This is a genomic window from Paraburkholderia sp. FT54, assembly GCF_031585635.1.
Lineage (GTDB): Bacteria > Pseudomonadota > Gammaproteobacteria > Burkholderiales > Burkholderiaceae > Paraburkholderia.
The window spans coordinates 433,952-458,328 of record NZ_CP134196.1 but is presented as its reverse complement, the minus strand read 5'-3'; the positions used below and the strand labels follow the sequence as shown (position 1 = coordinate 458,328).

Genomic DNA, 24,377 nt, shown 5'->3' with positions numbered 1-24,377 from the left:
TCCATGCTCAAATCGCTCCGCAACCAACTCGTTATCGCAATCGGCGCCGTGGTCAGCCTGTTCGCCATTCTGCAGGGCGTGAGCTCCTACCAGTTCTGCGTGGCCGGTATGAGCGCGGTGCTCGACCTGCGCATGGAACAGGTCGCATCGCGTTTGCGAGTCGGCTTCGGCGACGGCATTCCCACAGTCCCCGCGCGCGGATCGCAAGACGCCCGCGATATTTTCATCGTCATCTGGAAAGAAGGCGAAACACAGCCCGCGCGGTCTACCGAGCCTTCGTTGCTTCTGCCGCGCGATGCCGCCACGGGCTTCTCGTCGCCACTCGTCAATGGCGAACGGTGGCGGATCTACACGGCTCGCGACGGCGCTCAGACTGTCCAGGTCGCGCAGCGCCTGTCCGTGCGTCATGAGATCGAGGAGGCCGCAGCGACCAAAACGCTATGGCCGATCGTCGTGCTGATTCCGCTCGTCTGGGCCGCTGTTATTTTCGTCGTGAGTCGTTCGTTGCGGGAGCTGAACCGGCTTGGCAACGAGGTCCGCGTGATCGATGTGAACCATCTGCAAGCGCTGCCGCTCGCGGGTGTGCCAACCGAACTGCTGCCGTTCATCCGTTCGATCAATCTGATGATCGAGCGACTCGCCCGCTCCATCGAGAGCGAACGCAAATTCATTTCCGATGCGGCGCACGAGTTGAGAACGCCGCTTACCGCCTTGCAATTGCAGGCCGATAATTTGCAACGCGATATCGTGCCAAGCAATCAGGAACGGTTTCGCGCGCTCCAAGGCGGCATAACACGAAGCAGCAATCTGATTTCGCAGTTGTTGCGGCTCGCACGCGCGGACGCGCCGCCCGTCGGCCAATCCTTGACACGTGCGATGGTCAGCGTCGACATTGCAGCCGCCGTGGTCAGCGCCATTTCCGATGTGCTGCCCATTGCCATGCAGCGTGGCATCGATATCGGCGCGGACGAAATGGCCACCGCCAGTGTGCACGCAATCGAACTCGACGTCGGCACGGTTATCAAGAACCTCGTCAGCAATGCGGTCCGCTATACGCCCGACGGCGGCACAATCGATTTGTCGACCCGTGTGCAGAACGGAATGGTGGATGTCGAAGTGACGGACACCGGTCCAGGTATCGACGAAACCCTGCTGCCCCGAGTGTTCGATCGTTTCTTTCGGGCCAATACGGAGATTGAAGGCAGTGGGCTTGGGTTGTCGATTGTAAAGGCGATCGTCACGCGGTATGGCGGGACCGTGACGCTGCGAAATCGCAACGATGGACAGTCTGGCATCGTTGCGACGGTCAGTTTTCCGATTGAACCGGACGGTGCTGCTTGAGGCGTGGTCTAGCCGGCGGCCGAAGACGCCGGGGACGTTCGCACCCAACGTCGCTTCAGTGACGAACGTAGATCGACTTCAAGCCCACGTCAGAGCCTGGACGCAACAATTCGGCTGGAAGTGCGCTGGCATGCGTGCCACTGTTGCCGATGACCGGAGCGGCGTGTGAGGACATCGGCGGCGAATCGATACCGACAACTTCATAAGTCACCATCTCGATTTGCATTTCATCGACTTGCGCGACAGGTTGTGCGAACGCCGCGGTCGGCAAAACGACCATGGCGGCGAGCAGTGTAGTGCGGAAAATCGTGTTCATGGTTACTCTCCTTCGGAGTTGCAGCTTCATTCTGGGCCGGGGACATTGTGTGGAAAGCATCGACCGTGCAGCCCAGCTCAACGGTATGCCGATAAAGTCCGTACTATCGCGGCGTCGCCGGCCAGATCAAATCCGATGTCGTCCGTGAATCCGTGTCAGCAGTTCGGTGCCGCGAAGTCAACGCGGCACCGATTTTTTCCACGACGATCGTTAACAAGCCGGCGACGGTCATGCCACACAGGCCGACGCCCAGAAAAAACAAAAGAGATGGATGAAAGCTCATTTCAGGTCCTCAACCGTTCGATGTTCAAGCGCGGGATAAACGGCGGCGACCTGTTCCTTGCGAAGTAACTCGGCCAGCCACAAGGACATATTGAGCGCCTGGAATTAGCGCTGAATGAGCGAAAGCTGGCGATCGGCACCGCCCCGGCCCGATAGCAGCATTGCCGCGCCTGGTTTTCGTCCGGAGTCGATCTGGCCGTTTCAAATGGGTCTGCCCGCCCTGGATGCGTTTCCTCGAAAAATCTGGGCACGCCTCGGCGCGCGACGTGTGCCCGTTTTTTCTAAACGTTTGCGATCAGATGCGCGTCGCGATGCAACATCGCATAATCCGGCCCTTCTTTCGGAGTTGGCTGATGTTTGCCTGCATCAGTTAGCGCTGATCCTTCGGATTCGCCCGGCAAAAGAGCCGCCGCCTTCGCGCCGGTTGCTTTGGTGACCGGTCGTGTTCGTCCACTTCGGAAGGCTTGGGAAATGTCGCATCAGCAGGAACGGAAATGGACCACATTTGACGCCGGGGGGCGCACACGGCGAATCAACACCGATGACGCGGGGCAGCTAACACTCGAAAATAGCGGGGGCACCTGATGCGTATTCCCGTAGTCATTTTTGGCGACCCCGCCACCACGGGCGGGAAAGTTCTGGCGTTAAGAGCGAACCTTCACGACAAGGGAAAAAAGATCGCGCTTCGCGGCGACCATGCAACGTCCGGCAACTGCAAAGGTTCGTGGCCGAGGTTTGACACCGGCGAAGGGATGAGCGACCACGAAACCCAAGTTGTATCTAAGGCGATCGAGTGCTATGCCCGTGTGGCAAGAATCGAGTTTTTTGCGGGTCAAGATGTTGGGTGCTTTATTCATGAGGACGCTAACGCTTCGAGCGCTGCCAGAACCGCTGATTCCTCGCGCGAACCCGCGCGCGCCACCCAGTATGACGAGCAATTTACCTTGCTCGATCACGCACACGGTCCACGTCCTAACGCACGCTATCGCATCGTCACGAGTCGTGGGCGAGTAGTCGCCGGTACAACCAATAGCCTGAGTAAAACGAAGCGGACCACTACTGGCGGAACAGAAGAAATAAGTCTCTATACAACAGGAGAAGCTAAAAATGAGTGATGCGGGTAACAAGAGTTACGGATTCCGTGAATATGAAAACGAGGAGTGGTTCGAAGTTCACTCTGGCGCGGTTACAAATACCAATCCCGGTTCAATGGTCTATGTGTCAATTGATACCACACCAATCTGCCCCAATATGATCGACAAGGAATTTAGGGCGATTGCGCGACAATTGTTAGCGTGGGCAATCTCCGCCGTTGATCGTCGGCTAGTGGATCTAAGCCGCTATGACGCCGCAACGAAGGAACGCATGCAGTACTGGTTCAACCGAAGCGATGAAAATACGCGGCGATACCTCACAACCGGCTTCACAAGTCATCTGGCAACACTCAAATCTCTTGCGCCCACAAGCCTGGTGCGTTCTGATCCGAAGCTGGACAAGTTGTTAGGGTGTAGTCCAAATCTGAAGAACGTCGACAGGGAAGCGGCTCACGTCTGTGGTCCTAACACGCAGCGCAGGCTTGTGAGCATTGGCATGAAGTTCTGTGACGGCCTACGCGATCAGAATATGTACGGTGACTCACGTTTGTCCACCCTCATTCACGAGGTGACGCATTTTAGTGATACGTTCGGCAGCGGCGATGCCAGATATGGGCTTGATCCGGTTTCTGCGGAATGGGCCAGGAATCACCCCGATCAGGCATTGCGCAATGCGGATACGCTTGCTGGCTATGTAATCTACGGCGAACCACTCTTCGCCGTCTAAAAAGGAAGAAAAAATATGGCTTCGCAAACAGCGATTCGCATTTCTTTACTCATTACAGCGCTTGTCGTTTGCTTCGATACCCACGCGGAATGCAACGGTCCTCAAAATCAACCTTCCGAACAGATTCACATCGCATTCGGCATGAACAGCCACAAGGTTGATGTGGCGGAACGGGTACGACTTGGCGAATGGGTGTCGAAAGCGAACGCGAAATACGCTATACAGAAGTGGGTTACGGTGGTCGGTAGCGCGTCACAAGCGGAAAGAAACACCAACGCACTAGCCATGAAGCGCGCCGTGACGGTCGCACAAGACGCACTGGCTGACGGACTGGTAAGCGCCCCGCTTCAGGTCAAAACGCAGATCTATCCAGTCGCCAATCCCGGTCAGGCAGGTGCTGAGAGCCGGGAAGTCACCGTCGAGATTAGCCCTGGTTGTCCGAATGATTGTTGCGACGGGCAGTAGTGTTTGCCCCCGCTTCAGCGGGGTTTTCTGTTGTAGCTGTTACGTTTTTCCCTCACTCATCCGGCAATGTCGGATCAAGGCCGATATCGCCTGAAGAGTGAATCGTTGGCCGGCTGTGACGCGTCACACCCGGCTTGATGATCGCTTCAACATCCTTGCGCGGCAGCATAGACATGTTTCGCGCTGAAGATGTGATCACCAGCCGGCACATATAACCGAACGCGCTCACTACTTCTCACTTCCGCCACCGGCTTGCCGCCGATTCTCATTGTCGTGGCGCTTCCCGCACCAAAAAAACGAGTTATCTCGCGTGATGATCACCATGCCATAGTCCACAGCTTGCGGCCTTTCCTGATATGCGAGCACGCGATCAGCGGGCGCTGGCACCGCACCCGCACCGGGTGACTGTAAAACTCTGGCCAGACTTCGCCGGCGGCAATACCGTTGGTCTCGGGAAACTGAGGGCGAGAGAATGTCGACGGTCAGGTGACCGCCGGCAAATCAGAGCGCGCTGGAATAGTCGGCGCCCCTCTTTCGTAGTCGGTTTCAATCTGACAAGGCGACAGTCAACAATCGAGAGACGACTCTATCCATCACTTCGGCAACAGCCCCTTCGCCTGATCGAGCATTTTGTCGACCGCCTTGCTGAACCCGCCCGCCTGATCGTCGCTCTTCTTTTGCGCGGGTGCCTGCGAAGCGGCGACGCAGGCAGCACGCATTTCCGGATGCTCCGTCCAGCACGTGGTAGCCAACTGCTTGGCGCGGTTGATATCCCCATGCTCGCGATACCACGCGACAACGCTGGGCCAGGTCACCGACGTCCGGCCGAAATAATCGAACTGTTGCAGCAAAAACGCTTCGCCTTGCTTCGGGTCTTTCTGCCCTATGCGATTGGCAAGATTGGTCTGCACCGCCCATGAGCGGTCGCGTGAAGTCAGATTGCGCCGCAGCACTTGCGTCTGCGCATCCGGCTGGCCCGACCGCGACAGTGCCATCAGATTCGACAACAGAAACACGGGGTACGCGTGGTCCGCTGTGGGACCGGATGCGATCGTCGTCGCGACTTGCAGTGCTTGCGAATAGTTGCCTGCGGCCTGCAGATCCTGCATGTCGGAGATGGATTTGTAGTGGGCCAGAATGAGTGGCGTAGAACCGCGTTTGCGCGCAGCGTTCCACGGCTCGATGCGCGGGTCGGGCCGTTTGTCTCCGAGCATCGGGCGCACGAGTTCAGTCAGATTATCTTCGCGAGCCGCTGGATCGCCGTGATCGTCGTGCAAGGTTTCAAGTTGAGCCGAGATCTGGTCGTCGATCACCGCGCGGGCGTCGAAGAGATTCTCCGCGACGCTCGCCTGTGCGCCCGCACGCGCGGACGTGTATTGCGCAACCGCGTCGCGCAGTTCGCCGATGCTGCTGAGTTGATTTACCGTTTGCGCTGCGCTGCCGCCGACAGACGGTGCGAGCGGCTGAGTGCGCGCCTGCGCCGCAGCCTGCTGCCCAGCCTTCTCTCGACCGGCCTGAAGCTGCTTCTCACGCAGCTTTTGACGGCGCGCTTTGGCGTCCTGGTCGTATGCAATGACGCGCTCGAAGAAAGCCTTGAAACCGTCGACGTACGAATAGCCGCAACGCAGGCTGATCGTCGCGCCGAACCGATCCGCCTGTTCCTCGACACTGCGTTGCCAGGCAGGAAACAGTACGCGTGTGCCGAGTGTCTGCACCACGGCGATATTGTCGACGCCGCTCCATGTGTTGGACGTCGGCGACTTGTTGGTCACTGTCCAGGCGAGCGACACGATGGCAAGCGACGTATCGCCGGCCGTGCGCGCGTCGAAAATCGCGTGATGGTTGAGGTAGATATGGCCGAACTCGTGAGAGAGGATCGCAAATATCTCGTCTTCTGATTCAGCCGACTGCAACCAGCCGATCGAGACGAAGATGTTGCCGCCTGGACTCGAATTCGCATTGAGTCCGGTCTCGGAGATGATATGCACTGAGCCTGGATAGTTCGGCGTGCCCGCGGTTCTTTTGATGGTCGCGAGCAGGCCGTTCAGATACGCCTCCATCTCGGGCATCGGCACGAGGCCCCAGCCGTCGGCACGCGCGTTCATCAGGTCAAGTTTGATATCGGGCCATTCGCGAGTGGGTGGCGGCGGAATGGAACCGACGGTGTCGAGCGTCGGTCCTTTCGCGGAACCGCCGCCAATGCCCAGGTTCGACAGCGCGCCTGGCATTTTGACGTCCGCGCATGCACCGAGTAGAAGGCTTGCGCATGCACCACAGAAGTATCGCCGTCCGGTATGCATGATCATTGGCACCGGTTGGTGGCGGCGCCCAGTGTGCCGGCGGCCTGAACGCCGGCAGACTTACTGCAGCGGGCAGCCTGCACGTCGCGAACGACCTTGACAGCCATGCCGTCCACCCAATAGGGCTTGTCATTGACTTTCACGGGATAGAAGCCGTGATCGGAAGCGCCCTGAACAAGAAGCGGCAAAGTCGGAGCATCCATCACAACGCTATGTATGTCGGGCGCGCTGTAGAGCTTCACTGTGCCACCTGGTTTCTGCGAATCGACATAAGTCGCCGGTTGATCTGAGGCCATGCTGCCGACCGTTGCAGTTAGCGCTACGACTGTCGTTGCGGCCAGAAAAGCACTAGTGACCCGCCGCCAGACATTTTGAGCCTGTTTCACGATGACTTCTCCTTGCTGTCCGTGATCCAGTTGAACAGGTCTTCGCTCCAGTCAAGCCATTCGACTGCGATCGTGCAGGCGAGGACATGCGCAACCACCAAAAATGGGACTTGCATCCATGTGCCGATCACGATCATCGCCACGCCGAACATCACGAGCACCAGTCCACTGATCGCAAAAAACACAGCATTGAAAATGGCTGTCGCTCCTTTCGCACGCCAAAAGGCAGCAGAACGGCGCGTCTTCCAATGCCTGCGCTCGCGATATGACTTCCTGAATTTCTCCCTGGTCTTTTTTTTGCCGGCCACGATGATCAACATCGCCACGAAGCCGAGTGCCCCCAAGATAAGGAGCTTGCACCACCGACTGGCGTCCATGGAGAGTGCAGGCTCCCAAGCCTCGATGTCTTCCAATTTGCTGTGACGGCTCAGGAGATTATCGAGCGCAACAGCGTGCAAAAACACACCCGGAATACGGTCTTGCAAAGGCGACAGCACGAGGTCATTGGAGTATGCGAACGCTGTGCCGATCATCACAAAACGGTCCCTGAATGCGGCGTCCCGTTCATCATCGTGCATGTGATCGAGCTGACTTGCGTGGATAGTCCGATAGTGCACACACAGCGGGCGGCTCGTCAGGCGCAGGATCGCGCGTGCTTCCGCACGCCACAGCAGCTTTAACTCGCTGTCGCTCGAAGTACAGTACATCTGCAAGTCCTGATCGAACGTGTCCGTTCGCAGGGCCGAATACTTGTGACGTATCTCACTTTCTTCGTCGTCTGACTCGACCCATCGCAAGCCGTACGCCGCCGTGTCGAGCGGCCACGTAACCGACATGAAGCTGGCTTTATCGCATGGCACGTCGAGCTTCGTGCCTTCCTCGTACACGTCTTTGAAGATTGAGTAGGCCGCGCTCCATACACAGTCGGTCGCCGGAGTGTTTCGCTTTTCTCCCCGGCATTCCTCGCGTTGAGCGTCGCCACGTATTTGCTCGTTGCAGTGCACTTTCTTCGGATAGACCAGCGGATAGGTCCATGCAAGCCGGTCCACCGCATGTGCCGAAAATTCAATGCCGACGCGCTTCACGGTGCTCAACTCAGGATCGCCGTCGAGGTCTGCGTTAGTGCGGAAGTTGTTGTCTTCGTCTAGGAATGCAGCGAGAAATACCGGTTTGCCGTTGCGTATCAAACCCGTAAGCGCCTTCTTGAAGCCAACAATGTCCTCCGAGTCATTGACGACATGACAAGGCTTGGCGTTCTTGACGCCGGTAGACTTCGCGGCTTTGTCGCAGCCATCACTCTCGTGATGTGCGGGCTGGGAGAGAATCACGTCAATGAACAGCCCCTTCGGAGGATACTTGTTCAGATAGCCCAAGAGCCAGCTGTAAAACGAATAGTGAGCTGGCCAACGTTCCCCGTGCGCCTCGAGCGCGTCGGAGTCGATTACGAGTACGGTGATATCCCTGTCACTCCATTCATTCGGTGGCCCAGACGCGATTTCACGCTGACGCTCGTGGTCGAACCAATATCCTGAGAAGGGCGCTGCGTAGCGCGCAATTGTCTGTGCGCCCATTTCCTCGGTAAAGCGGGTTGGCACCACGAGAGCGAGGAGAAGGCCTAACACCACCGATAATGCAGCGCGCCCGAGCACATGCCACCAGCCGAATCCTTCGTGCTTTTCGGTCCCCGGTCCTTGATTTTCGTTCTGCGTCGCCATTTTTCCGGCCTGGAATCTCAGTGGAACGAAACGACAGAAAGGAGTCTAGAAAATCCTCAATCTTTGCGTTAGTTTAATTTTTATCGGGTAAACGCGAAGCGCAGCCACTATCGGCCATTTGGGCGCGAGCAGCATACATATGAACAAAGACAATCACGAAACGCGGCGGCTATTTTTCGTATGGATGACTAAGATTTTGCCATCTGTTACCGTCCACTTTGTCAGAGTGTTCGCTGGGTACATCAGCCGATAGCTAGTAATTCGCCGCCATTGGTATCTCGATTGCTATCCAGACGCTCAAACCATATTTCCAACAGCGCAGACGTGGCGGATAACGACTATTCAGTTGCGGTCCGCAGCACTCCGGTTGGACAAACGCGCGCTGTCGCGGCCGTCGAATGGCCGGAAGTGGCAACAGATCTTGAGTAATGGCGCGCGTCAAGCCAATAAACCGCCACGGGCCAGATTGAAGAACCAACTTTGCCGGGAGCACTGGAAGTCGAATAAAAACTAAGACACGCCTCCCGGAAGAACTCGTCCATCGAGTTCGACCGGGAGCCACGGCGCGCCATCACGGCAACGTAATCGGCACAGGCCGCGTCAGCAGATCAACATAAAGACTGAAAAACCGATTGTTATCGAATTGCGTAACGTAAGTGATCTTCTGCGGCGAAGCACCCGCTGCCGGCTGATCCGGATACACCTTCACATGCCCCTGATCCTCACCGCTCGTCGTATCGATATCCAGATACGCGCTTTTCGTTTGCGTCGCATAAGTAGGGTCGAGGAAATACGCAATCGTCAAAGTATCGAACAGATCGGTATTACTCGCGAACGCACCCGCATTGGCAATCCCATACGCCCTCGTCACTGCAGTCTGCTTGCTCGGATTATTGACGATCTGGTCGTACACGCTTTGCGTCAGCGGCACCGTGTTCGTCACGTCGAGCGGAATCACGGCTTGGGGAATCGACGTCTGCAACACGGTGCGCACAGCGAGCGGATCGAACCACCAGTTGAGTTCCCCCACGGCGTTCGCATTGCCCGGCACGGCCATCGCGCCGCCCATGTAGACGATCCGCTTGATCAGCGGCACGATCTCCGGCGCTTTCATGATCGCCGTGGCAAGGTTGGTGGGTGGCCCGACTTCGAGAATGGTGACCTGGTTCGGATAACGTTTGATGGTCTGGATCATGAAATCCGCGGCGCTCTGCGATTGCAGTTTCGTCGACACGGCGAACCCATCCGGCGGCGCAACAAGCTGGGACTGCTGGGTCGGTTCCGGCCGGCTCCACGCGCCAAAATAGCCCTGCGGATTGGCCGCCTGCTGCGCGCGAATACTCGCCACATCGTATTGCAACGGATAGTCGGCGCCGCCGTATACACCCACGACGTTCTGCAGACCCATGCGCTCCACCGCCTTGAGCGCATCCGATTCTTCCTGCAGCAGCCAGTCGTTGCCGGTGACAACGGTGAGCCCGAGCAGATTGACCTTGCCCTGCCCCATCAACTGCGTGGTCATGGCGAAAAGCTGGCCGTCGTCGCCCATCGTGTTGAAGTCTGAATCGATGATGACCTTCGTCGCATTGGCGAGAGGATCAGTGGTCGATATGTCGCCTCCGCACGCAGCCAGCCCTAACGACATCATCAGTATGCCTATGCATTGTGATTTCATGTTTCGTCCATTCGAGAGCGTGATTAACAAGGGAACACCATCATGAGATGGTGCCGATAAATCAACGTCGAGCCACCGAAAGTGGCAATACGGACCGCCTCATGTCACGAGCGGCATCCGTGTCAGGCTGCGTTTTCGACTTCCGCGCGAGTCGGTATCGACGGCTGCGCGCCCGCGCGCGTCACGGAAATCGACGCCGCGCGTTGCGCGAGGCTGATCGCACCTTCCAGCGGCTGCCGTGAGGCGAGTTGCGCGGCAAAGACACCGATGAAAGTGTCGCCGGCTGCGGTCGTGTCGACCGCTTGCACCTGCGGCGCGGGGAAATGTGTTCCCTCGCCGCCTTCCACCAGCAGATAAGCGCCCTGCGCGCCGAGCGTGACGATCACATTGCGCGCGCCGCCCTGTTGCAACTCCGTCGCCGCGCGCCGCGCGCCGCTTTGCGATTCGACCGGCAGGCCGGCCAGAATGGCGGCCTCGACCTCGTTCGGCACGAGATAGTCGACGAGCGGCAGCCATTCCGCGGGCAACGGTCCCGTTGCCGGTGCCGGGTTCAACACGGTGATCTTGCCCAACCGGCGGGCGAGCGCGAGCGTCGCGTGAACGGAATCCCACGGCGTTTCCAGCTGGCAGACCACGACATCGCAAGCCTTGATGGCCGCTTCATGCCGAGCCACGCTCTGCGGCGTAAGTTCGCCATTGCTGCCGGCGACCACGACAATCGTGTTCTGCCCGTCGTCCGACACCGTCACCATGGCGACACCGGTTGGCTGGCCCGGATGGACCTCGACACCGCTGCAGTCGATCCCTTCCGCTTCCAGATCCTTGACCCGCTGCGCGCCGTTCGCGTCTTTCCCGACGCAGCCGACCATGGCCACCTGCGCGCCGATGCGTGCGGCGGCGACAGCCTGGTTGCCGCCCTTGCCGCCGGCAACCTGCGAGAACTCATGTCCGCCAATCGTCTCGCCGGGGCGCGGCAAATGCGGCGCGCGGGCGACAAGATCCGTATTGATGCTGCCCACTACCAGCACCCGGCCCTGCTTCGTTTCTTTCGACACTTTCATTTTCTCCTGTCGACCAGAGTTAGCGCTTTTGCGCTTACTCTGGTCCCATGCAGAGCGGTCGACCAGAGCTAGCGCTTTAGCGCTTACTCTGGTCCCATGCACAGCGGTCGACCAGAGTTAGCGCTTTTGCGCTTACTCTGGTCCCATGCAGAGCGGTCGACCAGAGCTAGCGCTTTACCGCTCACTCTGGTCCCACGCAGAGCCGCCGACCACTCACCAAATAGTCCAATTACCCAGCGCGACGCCGGCTTCGATAAGTATCCAGCACGACAGCCACGACGATCACGGCTCCCGTAATGATGCGCTTGGTCGGCTCGGTCGCGCCGATCTGAGCGAGACCGGCGGCCAGCACCGAAATGATCAACACGCCGAAGAAGGTACTCGTCACCGAACCTCGTCCGCCCATCAAACTCGTTCCGCCAATCACCACCGCCGCGATCACCTGCAATTCGATGCCCTGTCCGGCATTCGGGTCCGCGGCCTCGAGCCGCGAAATCTGGAACAGCGAAGCAAGCCCGGCCAGCGCACCCATCATCGCGAACACGGCGATTTTGTAGGGCCGCGGATTGACACCCGCGAGCCGCACTGCTTCCTCATTCGTGCCGATGCCGATCAGATAGCGGCCAAACACCGTGCGCGTCAACACGAACTGCGCGGCGACCATCGCCACAATGGCAATGATGAACGCCGGCGAAATGCCGAAGGCGACCGGGTTGGAGAGAAAGTCGAACGCGTCGCCGATATAAGCCGTGCGCGAGTTGGTCAGCTGATACGCGAGACCGCGCGCCGCTTCCAGCACGCCGAGCGACACGATGAACGACGGAATCCGCCACGCCACGGTGATCGCGCCGGTCACACAGCCGGTCAGGGTCGCGCCCGCCATGCCGAGCAGCGCGGCGGGCAGCGCCGGCCAATGCCACTGCAAGGCCGCGACGCTCGTGAGCGCCGCGCCGAGCGCCAGCACCGAGCCGACCGACAGGTCGATGCCGGCAATGATCAGGACGAAGGTCATGCCAATCGACATCACGACAAGATCGGGGATCTGGTTCGCGATCGTGCTGAACGTGTCGTAGGTCAGGAAGTGCGAACTCAGCAGCGAGAACAACACGATCATCCCGAGGAGCGCGCCGAGCAATCCAAGGTAGTTCGAGAATCCGAGGCGCGTGCCGAGCGGCTTCGCGTTTTTGGGTGGTTCGTTCTGCAGCGTAGGCAGGCTGGTTTCCACGGTCATGCTCAATACTCCACTAATCTGTTTTCGTCGGGCGCCTTTGCGTCGGGTTCGATCGGCTCGTGCAGCAGGCTCTCGCGTTTCGCGTAGCCCGCAAATGCGGCTGCCAGCAACGCGTCCTGAGTCCAGTTGCCACGCTCGAACGGGCCCGTCATGCGTCCCGCCGACATCACAGCGATCCGGTCGCAAATCGCCATCAATTCGCGCAGATCGCTCGATACCACCACCAGCGCGCGGCCTTCGCGAGCCAATGCACCCATCAACGCATAGATGTCGAACTTCGCGCCGACGTCGATGCCGCGCGTCGGCTCGTCGAACAGCAGCACCGTGCAATCGCGCGCGAGCCAGCGGCCGATCACCACTTTCTGCTGGTTGCCGCCCGACAACTCCGATACCGGTTGCGACGGCCCTGCGCTGCGGATGCGCATGGCGTCGATCTGCTGGTGCGCCAGGGCCGCCTCGCGACGGCCGTCCACCACGCCCTTGCTCGACACCGCGCGCAAGTGGCCCAGCGAGATGTTGGCGGCAATCGGCTGGGTCAGCAGAAGTCCCTCGCCTTTGCGATCTTCGGTGATCAGCGCGATGCCGTGCTTCACGGCGTCCGACGGCGAGGCGATCGTCACGGGCTCAAGCGCGCCGCCTTCACGCCCGATCAACACCGTGCCTGCGTCCGCGCGATCCGCGCCATAGATGAGCCGCATCAGCTCCGTGCGACCGGCGCCGATCAGCCCGCTGATGCCGAAAATCTCGCCGGCCTTGACCTCGAAGGACACGTCGCGCACCACCGGTTCTCGGGTCATCCCGCTGACCTTGAAAGCCACGTCGCCGATCCGCCGTTCGCCGAGATCGATCCTGTCGCCGATATCGCGCCCCACCATCAAGGTCACGAGCCGGTCGGTCGAGAGATTGGCCATCTCGTCGACATGCACGAGCCGGCCGTCGCGCAACACGGCAGCGCGCCTCGCGATACGCTTCAGCTCTTCCAGCCGGTGCGAGATGTACACCAGCGCCACGCCGCGCGCCTTGAGCCGCTCGACCTGCTCGAACAGCAGATCCACTTCGCGCGCGGTCAGCATCGCGGTGGGTTCGTCGAGAATCAGCACGCGGCAGTCGCCGATCAGATTGCGCGCGATCTCGACCATCTGTTGATGTCCGATACCCAGCGTGCCGACCAGCGTGTCGGGATCGATTGCGTCGAGGCCGACTTGCGCCATGGCATGCCGCGCATCCTCGCGCAGCCTGGCGCGGTCGATCCAGCCGAACATGCCGCGCTGCGGCAAACGGTTGAGAAAAAGGTTCTCGGCCACTGAGAGCGTAGGTAGCAGGTTCAGCTCCTGCATGACCATGCGCACGCCGAGCGCCTCGGCGTCCTTGCGGCTGGACGGCGTGTAGGCCGAGCCGCCGAGGGTCATCGAGCCGGTAGTCGGCGTGACGAGGCCGCCGATGATTTTGGACAAGGTGCTCTTGCCCGCGCCGTTTTCGCCGGTCAGCGCCAGCACTTCGCCCGCGCGCAATTCCAGCGAGACGTCGGCAAGCACGGGCTCGGCATAGGTCTTGCCGATGCCGCGAACGCGCAGCACGGGCGCGGCGTCAGCAAGTGATGAAATGGGAGTGGACATCAGAATGATCAGGCTGGACGTAAATCAGGCGCGTGGCCCCTACGCGGAGCGGGCCACGCGTTGCACCAAACTTACTTGGTGACCAGATCGACCGGCGTTTCGACGACGCCAGACAATTCAGACTGCTTCTTGTGTTCGGAGAGCGCCTTCAAAGCCGTGTCGATGCCGAACACCGCCTGCTTGGCTGCATATTGATTGGCGGTGGCGAGTACGCGGCCGTCCTTGAGCATCGGCTTGATGGCGTTGATGTCGTCATAGCCGACCACCTGCACCTTGCCGGCCTTGCCGGCCGCGCGCACGGCCGACACGGCGCCGATCGCCATGTTGTCGTTGCCGCACAGCAAGGCCTTGACGTCCGGGTTCGCATTGAGGATCTGGCTCGCGACGGCGTTGCCCTTGTCGATTTCCCATTCGCCCGATTGCAGCGCGACGACCTTCATGCCGCCCGACTCCATGGCCTGCTTGAAACCGGCGGTGCGTTGCTGCGCGTTGGTCGTGGTCGTGACACCTTCGATAATGCCGACGTTGTCGCCCGACTTCAGGTGCTTGGCCAGGTAGTCGCCGACCTTCTGCGCGCCCTTCGCGTTATCCGGCCCGACGAACGGGATGTTCAGGTCTTTCGACTTGAGGACGTCGTTGTCCAGCTTGTTGTCGATATTGACCACGATGATGCCGGCGTCGGCCGCTTTCTTCAGGACCGGCACCAACGCCTTGGAATCGGCCGGCGCGATCACCAGCGCGTCGACCTTCGACACGATCATCTGCTCGACGATACGAATCTGGTTCGCGGTGTCCGTCTCGTCCTTGATGCCGTTGGTGACCAGGTCGAATTTCGCCGGATTCTGCTTCTGATAATCCTTGGCGCCCGTTTCCATGGTCAGGAAGAATTCGTTCGCCAGCGACTTCATGACGAGCGCGACTTTCGGTTTATGGGCGGCCTGGGCGAATGCCGCGGGCATCGGCAAAATCGACACAGCGAGGAAAGCTGCGCCGGCTGCGATGGCGCGACGCCGCGCCGGTAGGAAATGGCGAATCATTGATGTCTCCGTATCGCTCGTTCGGTCTACTGAGAGCCGTTGAGTCGTGTGATGGGTAGGAACGCCGCACTTGCCACCACTTGCTCAACCCTTCGGGTCTGTTCGCGTGATGCCGGGCAAGTATGGCCAGATCCAATCCTATCCTCGCGAACTGCGTTATGCTATGCCAAATTTCAAAACCTATCGTTTCAAAAATGGAACACGTAGACTGGGACGACCTGCGGATTCTGGTGGCGATCGCGCGCGAGGGAACCATGCGCTCGGCCGCCGCGGCGTGCGACCTGAGCGCGCCGACCCTGTCGCGCCGCCTTACCGAGCTTGAAAGACGCCTGGGCGAACCGCTCATCGACCGGGTGCCGTCGGGTTGTACCGTGACCGCGTTCGGCGCCCGTGTGCTGGCCTGGGCGGAGCAGATGGAAGATCTGGCTCACCAGATCGAACGCGCCGCGGACGTGAACGGCGGCGCCGCCGCGCACGGAACGGTGCGGATCAACGCCGTCGAGTGGCCGTCGTACATTTTGCTGAAGCTGCTCGGCTCGTTTCAGGACAGGCTCCCCGGGCTCGCGATCGAAGTGCTGACTTCGCGCCGCCCCTACAGCCTGGCGCGGCGCGAGGCGGACATCGCCCTGTGGTCCGAGTGTCCGGAAGAGGGTGACCTGTACGTCCGGCGGATCGGCAGGATCCGCTTCGGGCTGTTCGGCTCGCGCGATTACTATCTCCGCCACAAGGCGGCGATCGTGAAGAAGGAGTGGGACAAGCTGTCGTTCGTCGGTTATGACGACCGTCAGCCCGACCACCCGGCGACGCAATGGCTGAAGGCGTTGCCCGGCGCTCCGGCGCCGTCGCTTCGCAGCAGCTACGGCATGGGTGTGTTCGACGGCGTTCTGGGTGGCTCCGGGCTCGGCATACTGGCCCAGCTAGCCGGTGACACGACCAGCGATCTCGTCTGCGTGGAGAAGCATATCAAGGCGCTCGACCAGGACGTGTGGATGGTACTGCATCCGGCTCTGCGCGACAGTGAGAGGATCCGGACCGTGGCGAACCTGATTGCGGAGATTTTCCGCTAACGTCATCGTCGATCAGGCGCGCCTCCAGATCGGCAACGCGAAACAATGGAACAGTGGAGGACATCTTCACGACCGGATGGACACAACGAGCGTGTGGGACTCGCATGGCAGGCCACAGGCAATGATCCCGTGGTGGCGAATTTTGTCGCGTTCGCTCGTGCGGCGAAGAAGTCGCAGCGAGCCGATTCCACTACATCGATCTGAACTCCGTTTGAATCGCCAGGCCGGTCCGTTGCCACGCGGCGAACGCGTGCGATCGAAGAGCCTCAACGCATCGCGTTCTTACGGCCTTCGGCATTGGTCGCCACGGCAATCTCGTCGAGGTTCTGCGGGTAGGGAAAATTGAGGCCGAGCAATTGACGCATCGTCGGGCTCGCCCGCTTGACGAAGTCCTCGCCGACCATCGCGCGGAGGTCTTCCATCGGCTTGACGAACTTCGGCAAGTACTGAATGAGCACGGCGCTGCGATCCTGCGTGCTGCGATTGGGCATCGCGCAATGCCAGGTCGCGCCGAAGAACACGATGGCATCGCCCGGCTCGGCCGTCATCCGTTGGCAACGTTCGAAGAAGCGGTCGCCTTCAGCCGGATAGCGCAATTCATGCTGCGTATGCGGCACAAAGGCCGTCGCGCCTGTTTCAGCGGTAAAAGGATCGAGCGGAATGGTCACCTGCGCATTGAGCGGAAACGACGTATTGATACCGAGCGGAAAGGTGCCCGGCATGTGGTAGTCCCAGTACGGATAGTCGATGTGCGGTTCCTGCCCCGGTCCGCCCGGCAAGATACGATTGGCCGCAATCGAACCCATGATGAAGTCGTCGCCCAGAAAGCGCCGCATCGCCTCCACGATTACCGGCTGCTCGGACATTTCGGTGAACACATCGCCCTTGGCGAGCAGATTCCACACGCGCCGCTGCAGATGAAGCCGCTGCTCCTCCGCGGCCTGTCCCTGGAAGTGTGTGACGGTTTGCGCGCGACCCTCCGAATGGGCCATCACCACGCGACGCGCTTCGGCGATCTGACTTGCGCTGAAAAGTCCGCGTATGCAAATCGCGCCGGGGCCGCGCGTCAGCGCCTCGACCACCACGGCCGGTGTGGCGTCATTCGTTTCGATCCTGTCCACGACTGTCTCCTGTCGACCCGAGTTGGCGCTTTAGCGCCTACTCGGGTCCCATGCAAAGCTGTCGACCCGAGTTGGCGCTTTAGCGCTTACTCGGGTCCCATGCAAAGCGGTCGACCAGAGTTGGCGCTTCAGCGCTTACTCTGGTCCCATGCAAAGCTGTCGACCCGAATTGGCGCTTTAGCGCCTACTCTCGTTCCATGCAAAAGCGGTTGCGGTGAGCCGCGCGGCGTTGTCGCCGCATCTGCCGTCAAGCATAGAGGACGATCGGAGCGAAATGCAAGAAAAATTGCTACGCCAAACCACCATGGAATTTATTTTCCATTTCGACTACGCGATCAGGCGCCGCACGTTCGCAAATTTGACGGAAATCCATCATTTTTAAACGTGAACCCGTTGGTCCCATCCTCTATCGTTGACCCAACGACAAGCGCGTCTGTCCAATCGCCCTGACGGTAAGCCCGCAAACACAGAAGCAGTCACCGATAGCAGGAGACACCATGGCCTCGCCCCCCGGCGTCGGCGGCGCGGCCGCGCCTCGCGTCACCGACACAGCCTTCGAAGACGGCATCGGCCAGCAGTGGTATCAGCCCGTCATTGCGCGCGCCGTGCTCAAGGAATTGATGAAGCGCAGCGACGCCCAAGGCTGGCGCAACTTCGGACTGTGGCTGGTCCTGCTGATCGCGTCAGGTGTCGTCGCGGCGATGACATGGGGAAGCTGGTGGGCGGTTCCGGCGTTCTTCGTGTACGGCACGATCTATTCGTCGAGCGACGCGCGCTGGCACGAACTCGCGCACGGCACGCCGTTCAAAAGCCGCCACGTCAACGACTTCTTCTATCACCTGTCGTCGTTCATGACGATTCGCGAAGGCTACTGGTGGCGCTGGAGCCACGCGCGGCACCACACTCATACTTACTTCCAGGCGCGCGACCCCGAGATCCAGGTTGCGCGGCCGACAAAAGTCTGGCCGATCGTCATCGACTTTCTCGGCCTGATGGGCTGCTCGCTCGAAATCGGCAAGGTCGTGCGGCACGCGTTCGGCCGCGTCGACGCCGCGACCGACGCGTTTCTCCCTGCCTCCGAGAAACCCAAGATGATCAGGTCCTGCCGCATCTATCTCGCCGTCGTGCTGGGCACGATCGTGCTCGCAATCGCGATGCGCAGCTTCCTGCCGCTCATGTTCGTCTGGACGCCGCGCTTTTACGGCGGCTGGCTGCATCAACTGCTCGGCCTTACGCAACACGCGGGACTCGCCGTCAACGTGAAGGACCATCGCCTGAATACGCGCACCGTGCATATCAATCCGGTGTTCCGCTTTCTTTACCTCAACATGAATTACCACCTCGAACACCATCTGTTGCCGATGGTGCCGTTCCACGCGCTGCCGCGTCTGCATGAAGCGATCAAGGACCAGTTGCCGCCGGCCTATCCGGGTCTCTTCGCGGCGTATCGCGAGATGCTGCCCGCGCTGTGGAAACAGCGCTCGGATCCTTCACACGTGATCGAACGGAAGATACCGGCCAAGGACATGCCGCATGGACCGCGCGGCGGATTCCCCGCGCAATCGAACACCTGAGCGCCTGAACCTCGGCGCACAACGGAGACTCTAGTGACTGTCGAAACCAACAACATCAAGTGGGTCGTGGCCTGCGCGGCTGACGATATCGATGAAGAAGACGTGATCCGCTTCGATCACGCCGGAGCGAGCTACGCGGTGTACCGGATCGATCAGGGCTTCTTCGCATCCGACGGCTGGTGTACGCACGAACGCGCGCATCTCGCCGACGGCTTCGTCGTGAATCGCGAGATCGAATGTCCGCTGCATCAGGGACGTTTCGACATTCCCACCGGCCAGCCGAAAAGCCCGCCGGTGTGCGTGCATCTGCAAACGTATCCGGTGCGCGTTGAGAACGGCGAAGTGCTGCTGGGCGTCCCCGCCAAAGACGACTCGTGACTAGCCGACGCTAGTCGCTCACCGGCAGGTTCTCGCGCAATAGCACGGTGACGGGAATCTGGTGAAGCAAGGCGACGCCCGGATCACGATGGTAGTGCCGCAGGACGATTTCGATGGAACGCATGGCTTCGCCGGCCGGATTCTGATCGAGCACAGCGTCGAGTGTGCCGTCTATCAGCAGGCGTCGCGAACTCTCGTTGAGTTCGTGGCCGACGAACACTGTCGAGCGTGTGCGCTCGAGCGCCACGAGCGCCGCGCCGACGCCTTCGTTGCCGACTGAAATGTTGTAGATCCCGCGCAACTCGGGATAGCGCCGGAAAGCGTCGCGAGTGAGCCGTTCGGTGATCACCGACTGCTCGCGGCTCTCCACCGTTTCCACGATGTCGCAGTTCGGAAAGCGCCGCCGCAGCACGGACCGAAAGCCGCTTTCGCGCTCTTCATGGCCGAGGAAATCATGCATGCCCGTCAGCACGAGCACCTTACCGCCCGCATCGCCGATAAATCGTCCGACCAGCTCGCCCGCGACGCGTCCCGCGCAGCGGTTGTCGATGCCGACATAGGCGAGCCGCCCCGTGCCCGGCAAATCGCTCGCGAGCGTCACGACCGGAATGGTGCGGCTGATCTGCCGCAGCGCCGCGGTGATGTCCGGATGCTCGTACGCAACGATCACAAGAGCGTCGGCCTTCTGCGTGGCGCGGTGAATGGTCTCGACGGCCCGCTTGGGCTCCAGGCTTTCGAAGTAAGTGACCGCGCAGATCACACGCTGCGCCTCGAACGTCTTTTGCGCGACTTCGAAGCCCTGCTTCAGCGACACGTAGTACGGCGCAACCGGCTGCTGCAACAGGATCGCGATACGCAGCCAACGTACCGACACCGAGTCGAGCGCGCGGTCGATCTTCAGCTTGCGCGCCCATTCGAGCACGCTCATTTCCTTTGCGCGTGAGACGCCGCCGCGACCGTTCAGCACACGGTCGACAGTCGCTTCGCTGACACCAGCGGCTTTGGCGATGTCGGCCATGCTCGTTTTGCGGCGGGTGGGACGGGGCATTCGCGGCAGCCTGACAGGAAGAGGAAGCGACGATCACCGGATCATCGCACCCAGGCTGGGGCGTATCAAGCCGCGCCGCCGGTTGTGCAAACATCGATCGAAGGAGTCGCCGATCCGCCGTGAACCGACACCGAGGGAGGAAACGTTGATGGGACACTTCGATGGAAAAGCCGCCGTCATCACGGCGGCGGCGCGGCGCCCGCTCACGCGCAGCTTGAGGCTGCCCGCCGTGCCTGTCCGAGCATACGTATGTCGCACACAAACGGACAAATTTCGCGGATGATGACACCAGCACAACCCGCATCGCCACGTCGGCGATGCGTTGCGGCGCGGATACCGAAACCGGCTTCCGGGTCGTGGACCTCGAGATCGCATAATCAGTACGGGCGGCTCAGGCTCGTCCGTTTTCAGGAGATACGCCATGTCCCGCACCGTCGTCGAGAAGCGCGCCGCGTTCAAAGCCCTGCATGCGTCCGGTTGTTTCATCCTGCCCAATCCGTGGGATGCCGGCAGCGCGCGCTATCTGCATACGCTCGGCTTCCAGGCGCTCGCCACGACCAGTTCCGGCTTTGCCTGGTCCACCGGACACGCCGACAACAGCTTGCCCCGCGAGGCCATCCTCGCGCATTTGCGCAAGATCGTCGAAGCAACAGACCTGCCCGTCAACGCGGACTTCGAGAACGGCTTCGGCAGCACGCCGAACGAGGTCGCGGAAAGCGTCAGGCTCGCCGTCGAAACCGGCATTGCCGGCCTGTCGATCGAAGATTCCACCGGCAACGCCGCCGCGCCGCTCTTCCCTATCGAGGTCGCCGTCGAGCGCATCCGCGCTGCACGCCGCGCCATCGACGAAAACGGTGGCGATACGCTGCTGGTCGGCCGGGCGGAGAACTTCTTCGCCGGCTCGCCCGATCTCGACGATGCGATCGCGCGCCTCAAAGCCTATGCCGCGGCCGGCGCCGACTGTCTCTACGCGCCGGGCATCCAGACGCGCGAGCAGATCGAAGCCGTGGTCGCCGCCGTGGCGCCGAAGCCCGTCAATCTGCTGATCGGTTCGACATCGGCGTTGACGCTGCAGGACGTGGCCGCGCTCGGCGTGCGGCGCATCAGCGTCGGCGGGGCGCTCGCGCGCGCGGCGTGGGGCGGTTTCATGCAGGCGGCGCAAGCGCTGGCCCAAGGCCGCTTCGACGGCTTTGCCGGCGCGGCACCCGGCTCGCAACTCAACGAGCTGTTTCAGGACCGCGCGTGAAGCGCGGTGACGCGGCGCGCGGCAGCCGGCGAAGGCAACTCGTAGCGCCGCGGTCGGGTTCCTCCTGGACGGTCTCGCATCGCGCAAGCTGAAGAGCGCCGCGGCTTGCGTCCCGGATGCACGATGCGGCCATCGTTCGCTGACGCACGTACGCTCTCCGCGCAGCCATGAGAGACTGATGGCTAGCGTGCGTTCAGCCTGCCGACGCCCGCAGTTCGGGCACGTCAGCCATGGAATCTCGTCCCTTCAGAGTGCTTGCCGCACTCCTCGTCTCAAGCGTCGGCTTCTGCCCGCTGGCGTCGCATGCCTACGCGCTCGACGCGGAGTTCGACTGTCAGACGCGTCCTCACGCGTTCATCACGCAACTCATCGACGCCAAGTACATCGAGTCCAATCCCATGCGGGTCGACACGAACTCCGTCAACGCGTTTCGTCCCGTACGCGGCAGCGACATGACCGCCTTCGGCTTTCGCGTCTACGCCGTGCTCGGCTACGAACCGGACGACGGCATGTTCAAGAAAGGCCGCGGCCAGGCACTCGCGGGCCCGTTGTACGGCGCCGTGCTGTCCGCGCCGAGCGAGTCGGTCGAAAAGCGCGTGCGCGCGGCCGGCAGCACCGCCCAGGTGCACTCGGTCATTCCGTTGCTGCTGACCGCGGTGATCTGCACCGGTTGACGCGGGGCGGCGGGGCGACGTGGTGCTATGCTTTTCGCTCCTCATCGCCCATGTCGCCAAGGACTTCACGCCGATGCCCTCATCCGTGCGCAACTCGCTCATCTGGATCTTCGACGCGTTCGAGCGCGATCCGACTTACATCAGCAAGCGCATGTTCGGCAGCGACGCCGCTTATCTCGATGGACTCTTGTGCCTCATTGCCGCAGATCGAGACAAGCCGTGGAATGGCCTGCTGGTGTGCACGTCGCACGAGCGGCACGCCGCGCTCATCGACGAAATGCCGGCTTTGCGGCCGCATCCGGTGCTCGGCAAATGGCTCTACATACCACAAGACGATCCGGCGTTTGAAACCGTCGCCGAACAGTTGACGGCGCTGGTGCTCGCCCGCGATCCGCGCGTCGGCGTCGAGCCGAAGCCGCGAGCGCGCGGCAAGCAGTCCAAGCTGCCGAAAACGTAGAGCGTCACGCCTTTCGAATGAGCGGATCACCCGCCCGTTTGCGCCCGCGACGCAGTGTCGACAGTCCAGCCATAGCCGAGCGCCTTGGATCAGGTCAATGCGTATTGCCGCACTATATATCCGCGGCACGTATCGTTCCGAAGTTAAGGGAAGGTTGACTAAAATCACCGCCGCTCGCATGGTGCGATCGCCGGGCCGGATGCCATTGCCACTTCGCGCAATGCTGTTTCTGAACACCAATCGGTTCTACCATTGCGTCGACTGGACCGTGGCAGAATCGGCGGCACCGCAGTATGTGTCCGGAGGTTTGCCATGGGTAACAAAACGTACGCCGAACGTCCGACCGACGCAGCCAGCGGGTCGGACGCACCGGACATTCCCGGCCAGATTGTGCTGGTGTTTCAGGGCGGCGGCGCCCTCGGCGCATACCAGGCCGGCGTGTATCAGGCCCTTCACGACGGCAAAGTCGAACCTCACTGGGTCATCGGCACGTCGATCGGCGCGATAAACGGCGCGATCATCGCCGGCAATCGGCCCGAGAACCGAATGGCGCGATTGACCCAGTTCTGGAACGGCGTGGCGCGGCATGGCGTTGAGTCGGCAGCAAACTGGCTGCCGGGACTCGCGAACTGGCTGCGCGACTTCACCACTTTTACTCAAGGCGTGCCGTCGTTTTTCACGCCACAGCTGCAGTCCTGGGCGGGCATTCAGGCACGCGTTCGTTCCGATCAGGCGGCATTCTATTCAACCGGACCACTGCGGGAAACCTTGTCCTCGCTGGTCGATTTCGAGTACCTCAATCAGAAGACGACGCGACTGACTGTCGGCACAGTCAATGTCCGCAGTGGACGCATGCGGTACTTCACCAATCGCGATGCACTACTGGACGTCGAACATGTGATGGCGTCAGCCGCATTTCCGCCAGGCTTCCCGGCGGTCCAACTGGAAGGTGAATCGTACTGGGACGGCGGCATCTATTCGAATACGCCGCTCGAAGCCGTGCTCGACGACCGGCCGCGGCGCGACTCGGTGATTTTTTCGGTGCAGTTGTGGCCTTCGAGCGGTCCGGAGCCTGAATCGATCCTGCAGGTCATGAGCCGGCAGCGCGACATTCAGTATTCGAGCCGCGCGGAAAGTCATCTCGATCGGCAGAAACAGATTCACCGCCTGCGTCACGTAATCCGTGAACTCGGCCAGCACCTGCCTAAAGAGATACTCAATGATCCGGAGGTGCGCGATCTCCTCGGCTGGGGTTGCGGCACGACCATGCAAGTGTTGGAACTCGACGCACCGGCATTCGATAACGATGACCTGAACAGGGATATCGATTTTTCGTCGGCGGGCATCGAGCGGCGCTGGCTTGCCGGTTATGAGGACACGGTCCGCTTACTGAAGCGCGCGCCCTGGCGAGAAACGCTGGATCCGATGGAAGGCATTTCGGTCTTTCGCATGGCCTCGGCGGAAAGCCCACAATAAATCGCGTTGACGCCGCAAGCAGCGATCAGCGACGTCGGGTGCGGCGTAAGCCTTCGCGGCCGCCGACCGCGGAACCCATTTGTACCTCGC

At 60.9% G+C, this 24,377-nt stretch carries 25 protein-coding genes; 12 read left to right on the top strand and 13 right to left on the bottom strand.

Translation table 11 applies throughout. The annotated features are described in order from the left end of the window. The first annotated feature begins 3 nt into the window (after positions 1–3). Complete coding sequence (locus tag RI103_RS21570) at positions 4–1,341, top strand: ATP-binding protein (protein WP_310817492.1); 1,338 nt, start codon at positions 4–6, stop codon at positions 1,339–1,341. A gap of 55 nt (positions 1,342–1,396) precedes the next feature. Here the strand turns inward: RI103_RS21570 and RI103_RS21565 are convergent, their stop codons facing one another. Continuing rightward, on the bottom strand, positions 1,397–1,657 hold the full coding sequence (locus RI103_RS21565) for a hypothetical protein (RefSeq protein ID WP_310817490.1): 261 nt from the start codon (positions 1,655–1,657) through the stop codon (positions 1,397–1,399). A gap of 103 nt (positions 1,658–1,760) precedes the next feature. After that, on the bottom strand, positions 1,761–1,940 hold the full coding sequence (locus RI103_RS21560) for a hypothetical protein (protein WP_310817488.1): 180 nt from the start codon (positions 1,938–1,940) through the stop codon (positions 1,761–1,763). A 114-nt stretch (positions 1,941–2,054) separates the two neighbouring features. On the opposite strand from RI103_RS21560, the gene RI103_RS21555 reads away from it, so the two are divergent. The 4 genes from RI103_RS21555 to RI103_RS21540 all read left to right on the top strand — a co-directional run bounded on the left by RI103_RS21555 (position 2,055) and on the right by RI103_RS21540 (position 4,225). Beyond that, positions 2,055–2,375, top strand: a complete 321-nt coding sequence (locus tag RI103_RS21555; RefSeq protein ID WP_310818644.1) for a hypothetical protein — start codon at positions 2,055–2,057, stop codon at positions 2,373–2,375. 148 nt (positions 2,376–2,523) lie between these two features. Continuing rightward, positions 2,524–3,054, top strand: a complete 531-nt coding sequence (locus RI103_RS21550; RefSeq protein WP_310817487.1) for a hypothetical protein — start codon at positions 2,524–2,526, stop codon at positions 3,052–3,054. After that, a complete protein-coding gene (locus RI103_RS21545) occupies positions 3,047–3,760 on the top strand; it encodes a M35 family metallo-endopeptidase (protein WP_310817486.1) in 714 nt (237 codons plus the stop codon). The genes RI103_RS21550 and RI103_RS21545 overlap by 8 nt, the downstream gene beginning before the upstream one ends. A 15-nt stretch (positions 3,761–3,775) precedes the next feature. Continuing rightward, complete coding sequence (locus RI103_RS21540; RefSeq protein WP_310817485.1) at positions 3,776–4,225, top strand: hypothetical protein; 450 nt, start codon at positions 3,776–3,778, stop codon at positions 4,223–4,225. A 52-nt stretch (positions 4,226–4,277) separates the two neighbouring features. On the opposite strand, the gene RI103_RS21535 is transcribed toward RI103_RS21540, so the two are convergent. From RI103_RS21535 to RI103_RS21495, 9 genes are all read right to left on the bottom strand, one after another. Then, positions 4,278–4,454 (bottom strand): hypothetical protein, encoded by a 177-nt coding sequence (locus RI103_RS21535; protein WP_310817483.1) that lies wholly within the window; start codon positions 4,452–4,454, stop codon positions 4,278–4,280. Positions 4,455–4,818: 364 nt separating this feature from the next. After that, a complete protein-coding gene (locus RI103_RS21530; protein WP_310817482.1) occupies positions 4,819–6,453 on the bottom strand; it encodes a M48 family metallopeptidase in 1,635 nt (544 codons plus the stop codon). A 74-nt stretch (positions 6,454–6,527) separates the two neighbouring features. Then, positions 6,528–6,911 carry a hypothetical protein gene (locus RI103_RS21525; protein WP_310817481.1) on the bottom strand — a complete coding sequence of 128 codons (384 nt, stop codon included), beginning with the start codon at positions 6,909–6,911 and terminating at the stop codon, positions 6,528–6,530. Next, positions 6,908–8,626 (bottom strand): CHASE2 domain-containing protein, encoded by a 1,719-nt coding sequence (locus tag RI103_RS21520; RefSeq protein WP_310817480.1) that lies wholly within the window; start codon positions 8,624–8,626, stop codon positions 6,908–6,910. The genes RI103_RS21525 and RI103_RS21520 overlap by 4 nt, the downstream gene beginning before the upstream one ends. Before the next feature lie 571 nt (positions 8,627–9,197). After that, entirely contained in the window at positions 9,198–10,301 is a 1,104-nt protein-coding gene (locus RI103_RS21515; RefSeq protein WP_310817478.1) for a nucleoside hydrolase, read from the bottom strand. A gap of 122 nt (positions 10,302–10,423) precedes the next feature. Beyond that, the gene (rbsK, locus tag RI103_RS21510; RefSeq protein ID WP_409077031.1) at positions 10,424–11,356 is read right to left on the bottom strand and encodes a ribokinase; all 933 of its coding nucleotides are present in this window, start codon (positions 11,354–11,356) and stop codon (positions 10,424–10,426) included. Between the two features lie 235 nt (positions 11,357–11,591). After that, positions 11,592–12,593, bottom strand: coding sequence for an ABC transporter permease (locus RI103_RS21505; RefSeq protein ID WP_310817475.1), 1,002 nt, complete (start codon positions 12,591–12,593; stop codon positions 11,592–11,594). Between the two features lie 2 nt (positions 12,594–12,595). Then, positions 12,596–14,209, bottom strand: coding sequence for a sugar ABC transporter ATP-binding protein (locus tag RI103_RS21500; protein ID WP_310817474.1), 1,614 nt, complete (start codon positions 14,207–14,209; stop codon positions 12,596–12,598). Positions 14,210–14,280: 71 nt separating this feature from the next. Beyond that, positions 14,281–15,246 carry a sugar ABC transporter substrate-binding protein gene (locus RI103_RS21495; RefSeq protein WP_310817472.1) on the bottom strand — a complete coding sequence of 322 codons (966 nt, stop codon included), beginning with the start codon at positions 15,244–15,246 and terminating at the stop codon, positions 14,281–14,283. A gap of 194 nt (positions 15,247–15,440) precedes the next feature. Here RI103_RS21495 and RI103_RS21490 point away from each other — a divergent pair, with 194 nt between their 5' ends. Next, positions 15,441–16,313: a LysR family transcriptional regulator gene (locus RI103_RS21490; protein WP_310817471.1), complete on the top strand. Its 873-nt coding sequence runs from the start codon at positions 15,441–15,443 to the stop codon at positions 16,311–16,313. A gap of 266 nt (positions 16,314–16,579) precedes the next feature. Here the strand turns inward: RI103_RS21490 and RI103_RS21485 are convergent, their stop codons facing one another. Then, a complete protein-coding gene (locus RI103_RS21485; protein WP_310817470.1) occupies positions 16,580–17,434 on the bottom strand; it encodes a phytanoyl-CoA dioxygenase family protein in 855 nt (284 codons plus the stop codon). A gap of 497 nt (positions 17,435–17,931) precedes the next feature. Here RI103_RS21485 and RI103_RS21480 point away from each other — a divergent pair, with 497 nt between their 5' ends. Both RI103_RS21480 and RI103_RS21475 read left to right on the top strand, forming a co-directional pair. Continuing rightward, on the top strand, positions 17,932–19,008 hold the full coding sequence (locus RI103_RS21480) for a fatty acid desaturase (RefSeq protein WP_310817469.1): 1,077 nt from the start codon (positions 17,932–17,934) through the stop codon (positions 19,006–19,008). A gap of 33 nt (positions 19,009–19,041) precedes the next feature. Next, entirely contained in the window at positions 19,042–19,386 is a 345-nt protein-coding gene (locus RI103_RS21475; protein ID WP_310817468.1) for a non-heme iron oxygenase ferredoxin subunit, read from the top strand. Positions 19,387–19,396: 10 nt separating this feature from the next. Here RI103_RS21475 and RI103_RS21470 read toward each other — a convergent pair whose 3' ends face one another. Then, the gene (locus RI103_RS21470) at positions 19,397–20,434 is read right to left on the bottom strand and encodes a LacI family DNA-binding transcriptional regulator (RefSeq protein ID WP_310817467.1); all 1,038 of its coding nucleotides are present in this window, start codon (positions 20,432–20,434) and stop codon (positions 19,397–19,399) included. A gap of 421 nt (positions 20,435–20,855) precedes the next feature. Here RI103_RS21470 and RI103_RS21465 point away from each other — a divergent pair, with 421 nt between their 5' ends. From RI103_RS21465 to RI103_RS21450, 4 genes are all read left to right on the top strand, one after another. Then, complete coding sequence (locus tag RI103_RS21465; protein ID WP_310817466.1) at positions 20,856–21,680, top strand: isocitrate lyase/phosphoenolpyruvate mutase family protein; 825 nt, start codon at positions 20,856–20,858, stop codon at positions 21,678–21,680. Positions 21,681–21,910: 230 nt separating this feature from the next. Then, positions 21,911–22,354, top strand: a complete 444-nt coding sequence (locus RI103_RS21460) for a hypothetical protein (RefSeq protein WP_310817465.1) — start codon at positions 21,911–21,913, stop codon at positions 22,352–22,354. Between the two features lie 73 nt (positions 22,355–22,427). Continuing rightward, positions 22,428–22,811: a hypothetical protein gene (locus RI103_RS21455; protein ID WP_310817463.1), complete on the top strand. Its 384-nt coding sequence runs from the start codon at positions 22,428–22,430 to the stop codon at positions 22,809–22,811. A gap of 312 nt (positions 22,812–23,123) precedes the next feature. After that, entirely contained in the window at positions 23,124–24,287 is a 1,164-nt protein-coding gene (locus tag RI103_RS21450; RefSeq protein ID WP_310817462.1) for a patatin-like phospholipase family protein, read from the top strand. Positions 24,288–24,377: the final 90 nt, after the last annotated feature.

Excerpts from the sequence above, each read along its gene's own strand:
- RI103_RS21520 (WP_310817480.1), bottom strand. The coding sequence starts at position 8,626 with ATGGCGACGCAGAACGAAAATCAAGGACCGGGGACCGAAAAGCACGAA.
- RI103_RS21490 (WP_310817471.1), top strand. The coding sequence starts at position 15,441 with ATGGAACACGTAGACTGGGACGACCTGCGGATTCTGGTGGCGATCGCG.
- RI103_RS21450 (WP_310817462.1), top strand. The coding sequence starts at position 23,124 with ATGGGTAACAAAACGTACGCCGAACGTCCGACCGACGCAGCCAGCGGG.
- RI103_RS21505 (WP_310817475.1), bottom strand. The coding sequence starts at position 12,593 with ATGACCGTGGAAACCAGCCTGCCTACGCTGCAGAACGAACCACCCAAA.
- RI103_RS21570 (WP_310817492.1), top strand. The coding sequence starts at position 4 with ATGCTCAAATCGCTCCGCAACCAACTCGTTATCGCAATCGGCGCCGTG.
- RI103_RS21515 (WP_310817478.1), bottom strand. The coding sequence starts at position 10,301 with ATGAAATCACAATGCATAGGCATACTGATGATGTCGTTAGGGCTGGCT.
- RI103_RS21540 (WP_310817485.1), top strand. The coding sequence starts at position 3,776 with ATGGCTTCGCAAACAGCGATTCGCATTTCTTTACTCATTACAGCGCTT.
- RI103_RS21460 (WP_310817465.1), top strand. The coding sequence starts at position 21,911 with ATGGAATCTCGTCCCTTCAGAGTGCTTGCCGCACTCCTCGTCTCAAGC.
- RI103_RS21495 (WP_310817472.1), bottom strand. The coding sequence starts at position 15,246 with ATGATTCGCCATTTCCTACCGGCGCGGCGTCGCGCCATCGCAGCCGGC.
- RI103_RS21555 (WP_310818644.1), top strand. The coding sequence starts at position 2,055 with ATGAGCGAAAGCTGGCGATCGGCACCGCCCCGGCCCGATAGCAGCATT.
- RI103_RS21455 (WP_310817463.1), top strand. The coding sequence starts at position 22,428 with ATGCCCTCATCCGTGCGCAACTCGCTCATCTGGATCTTCGACGCGTTC.
- RI103_RS21500 (WP_310817474.1), bottom strand. The coding sequence starts at position 14,209 with ATGTCCACTCCCATTTCATCACTTGCTGACGCCGCGCCCGTGCTGCGC.
- RI103_RS21565 (WP_310817490.1), bottom strand. The coding sequence starts at position 1,657 with ATGAACACGATTTTCCGCACTACACTGCTCGCCGCCATGGTCGTTTTG.
- RI103_RS21560 (WP_310817488.1), bottom strand. The coding sequence starts at position 1,940 with ATGAGCTTTCATCCATCTCTTTTGTTTTTTCTGGGCGTCGGCCTGTGT.
- RI103_RS21465 (WP_310817466.1), top strand. The coding sequence starts at position 20,856 with ATGTCCCGCACCGTCGTCGAGAAGCGCGCCGCGTTCAAAGCCCTGCAT.
- RI103_RS21480 (WP_310817469.1), top strand. The coding sequence starts at position 17,932 with ATGGCCTCGCCCCCCGGCGTCGGCGGCGCGGCCGCGCCTCGCGTCACC.
- RI103_RS21530 (WP_310817482.1), bottom strand. The coding sequence starts at position 6,453 with ATGCCAGGCGCGCTGTCGAACCTGGGCATTGGCGGCGGTTCCGCGAAA.
- RI103_RS21545 (WP_310817486.1), top strand. The coding sequence starts at position 3,047 with ATGAGTGATGCGGGTAACAAGAGTTACGGATTCCGTGAATATGAAAAC.
- RI103_RS21470 (WP_310817467.1), bottom strand. The coding sequence starts at position 20,434 with ATGCCCCGTCCCACCCGCCGCAAAACGAGCATGGCCGACATCGCCAAA.
- RI103_RS21550 (WP_310817487.1), top strand. The coding sequence starts at position 2,524 with ATGCGTATTCCCGTAGTCATTTTTGGCGACCCCGCCACCACGGGCGGG.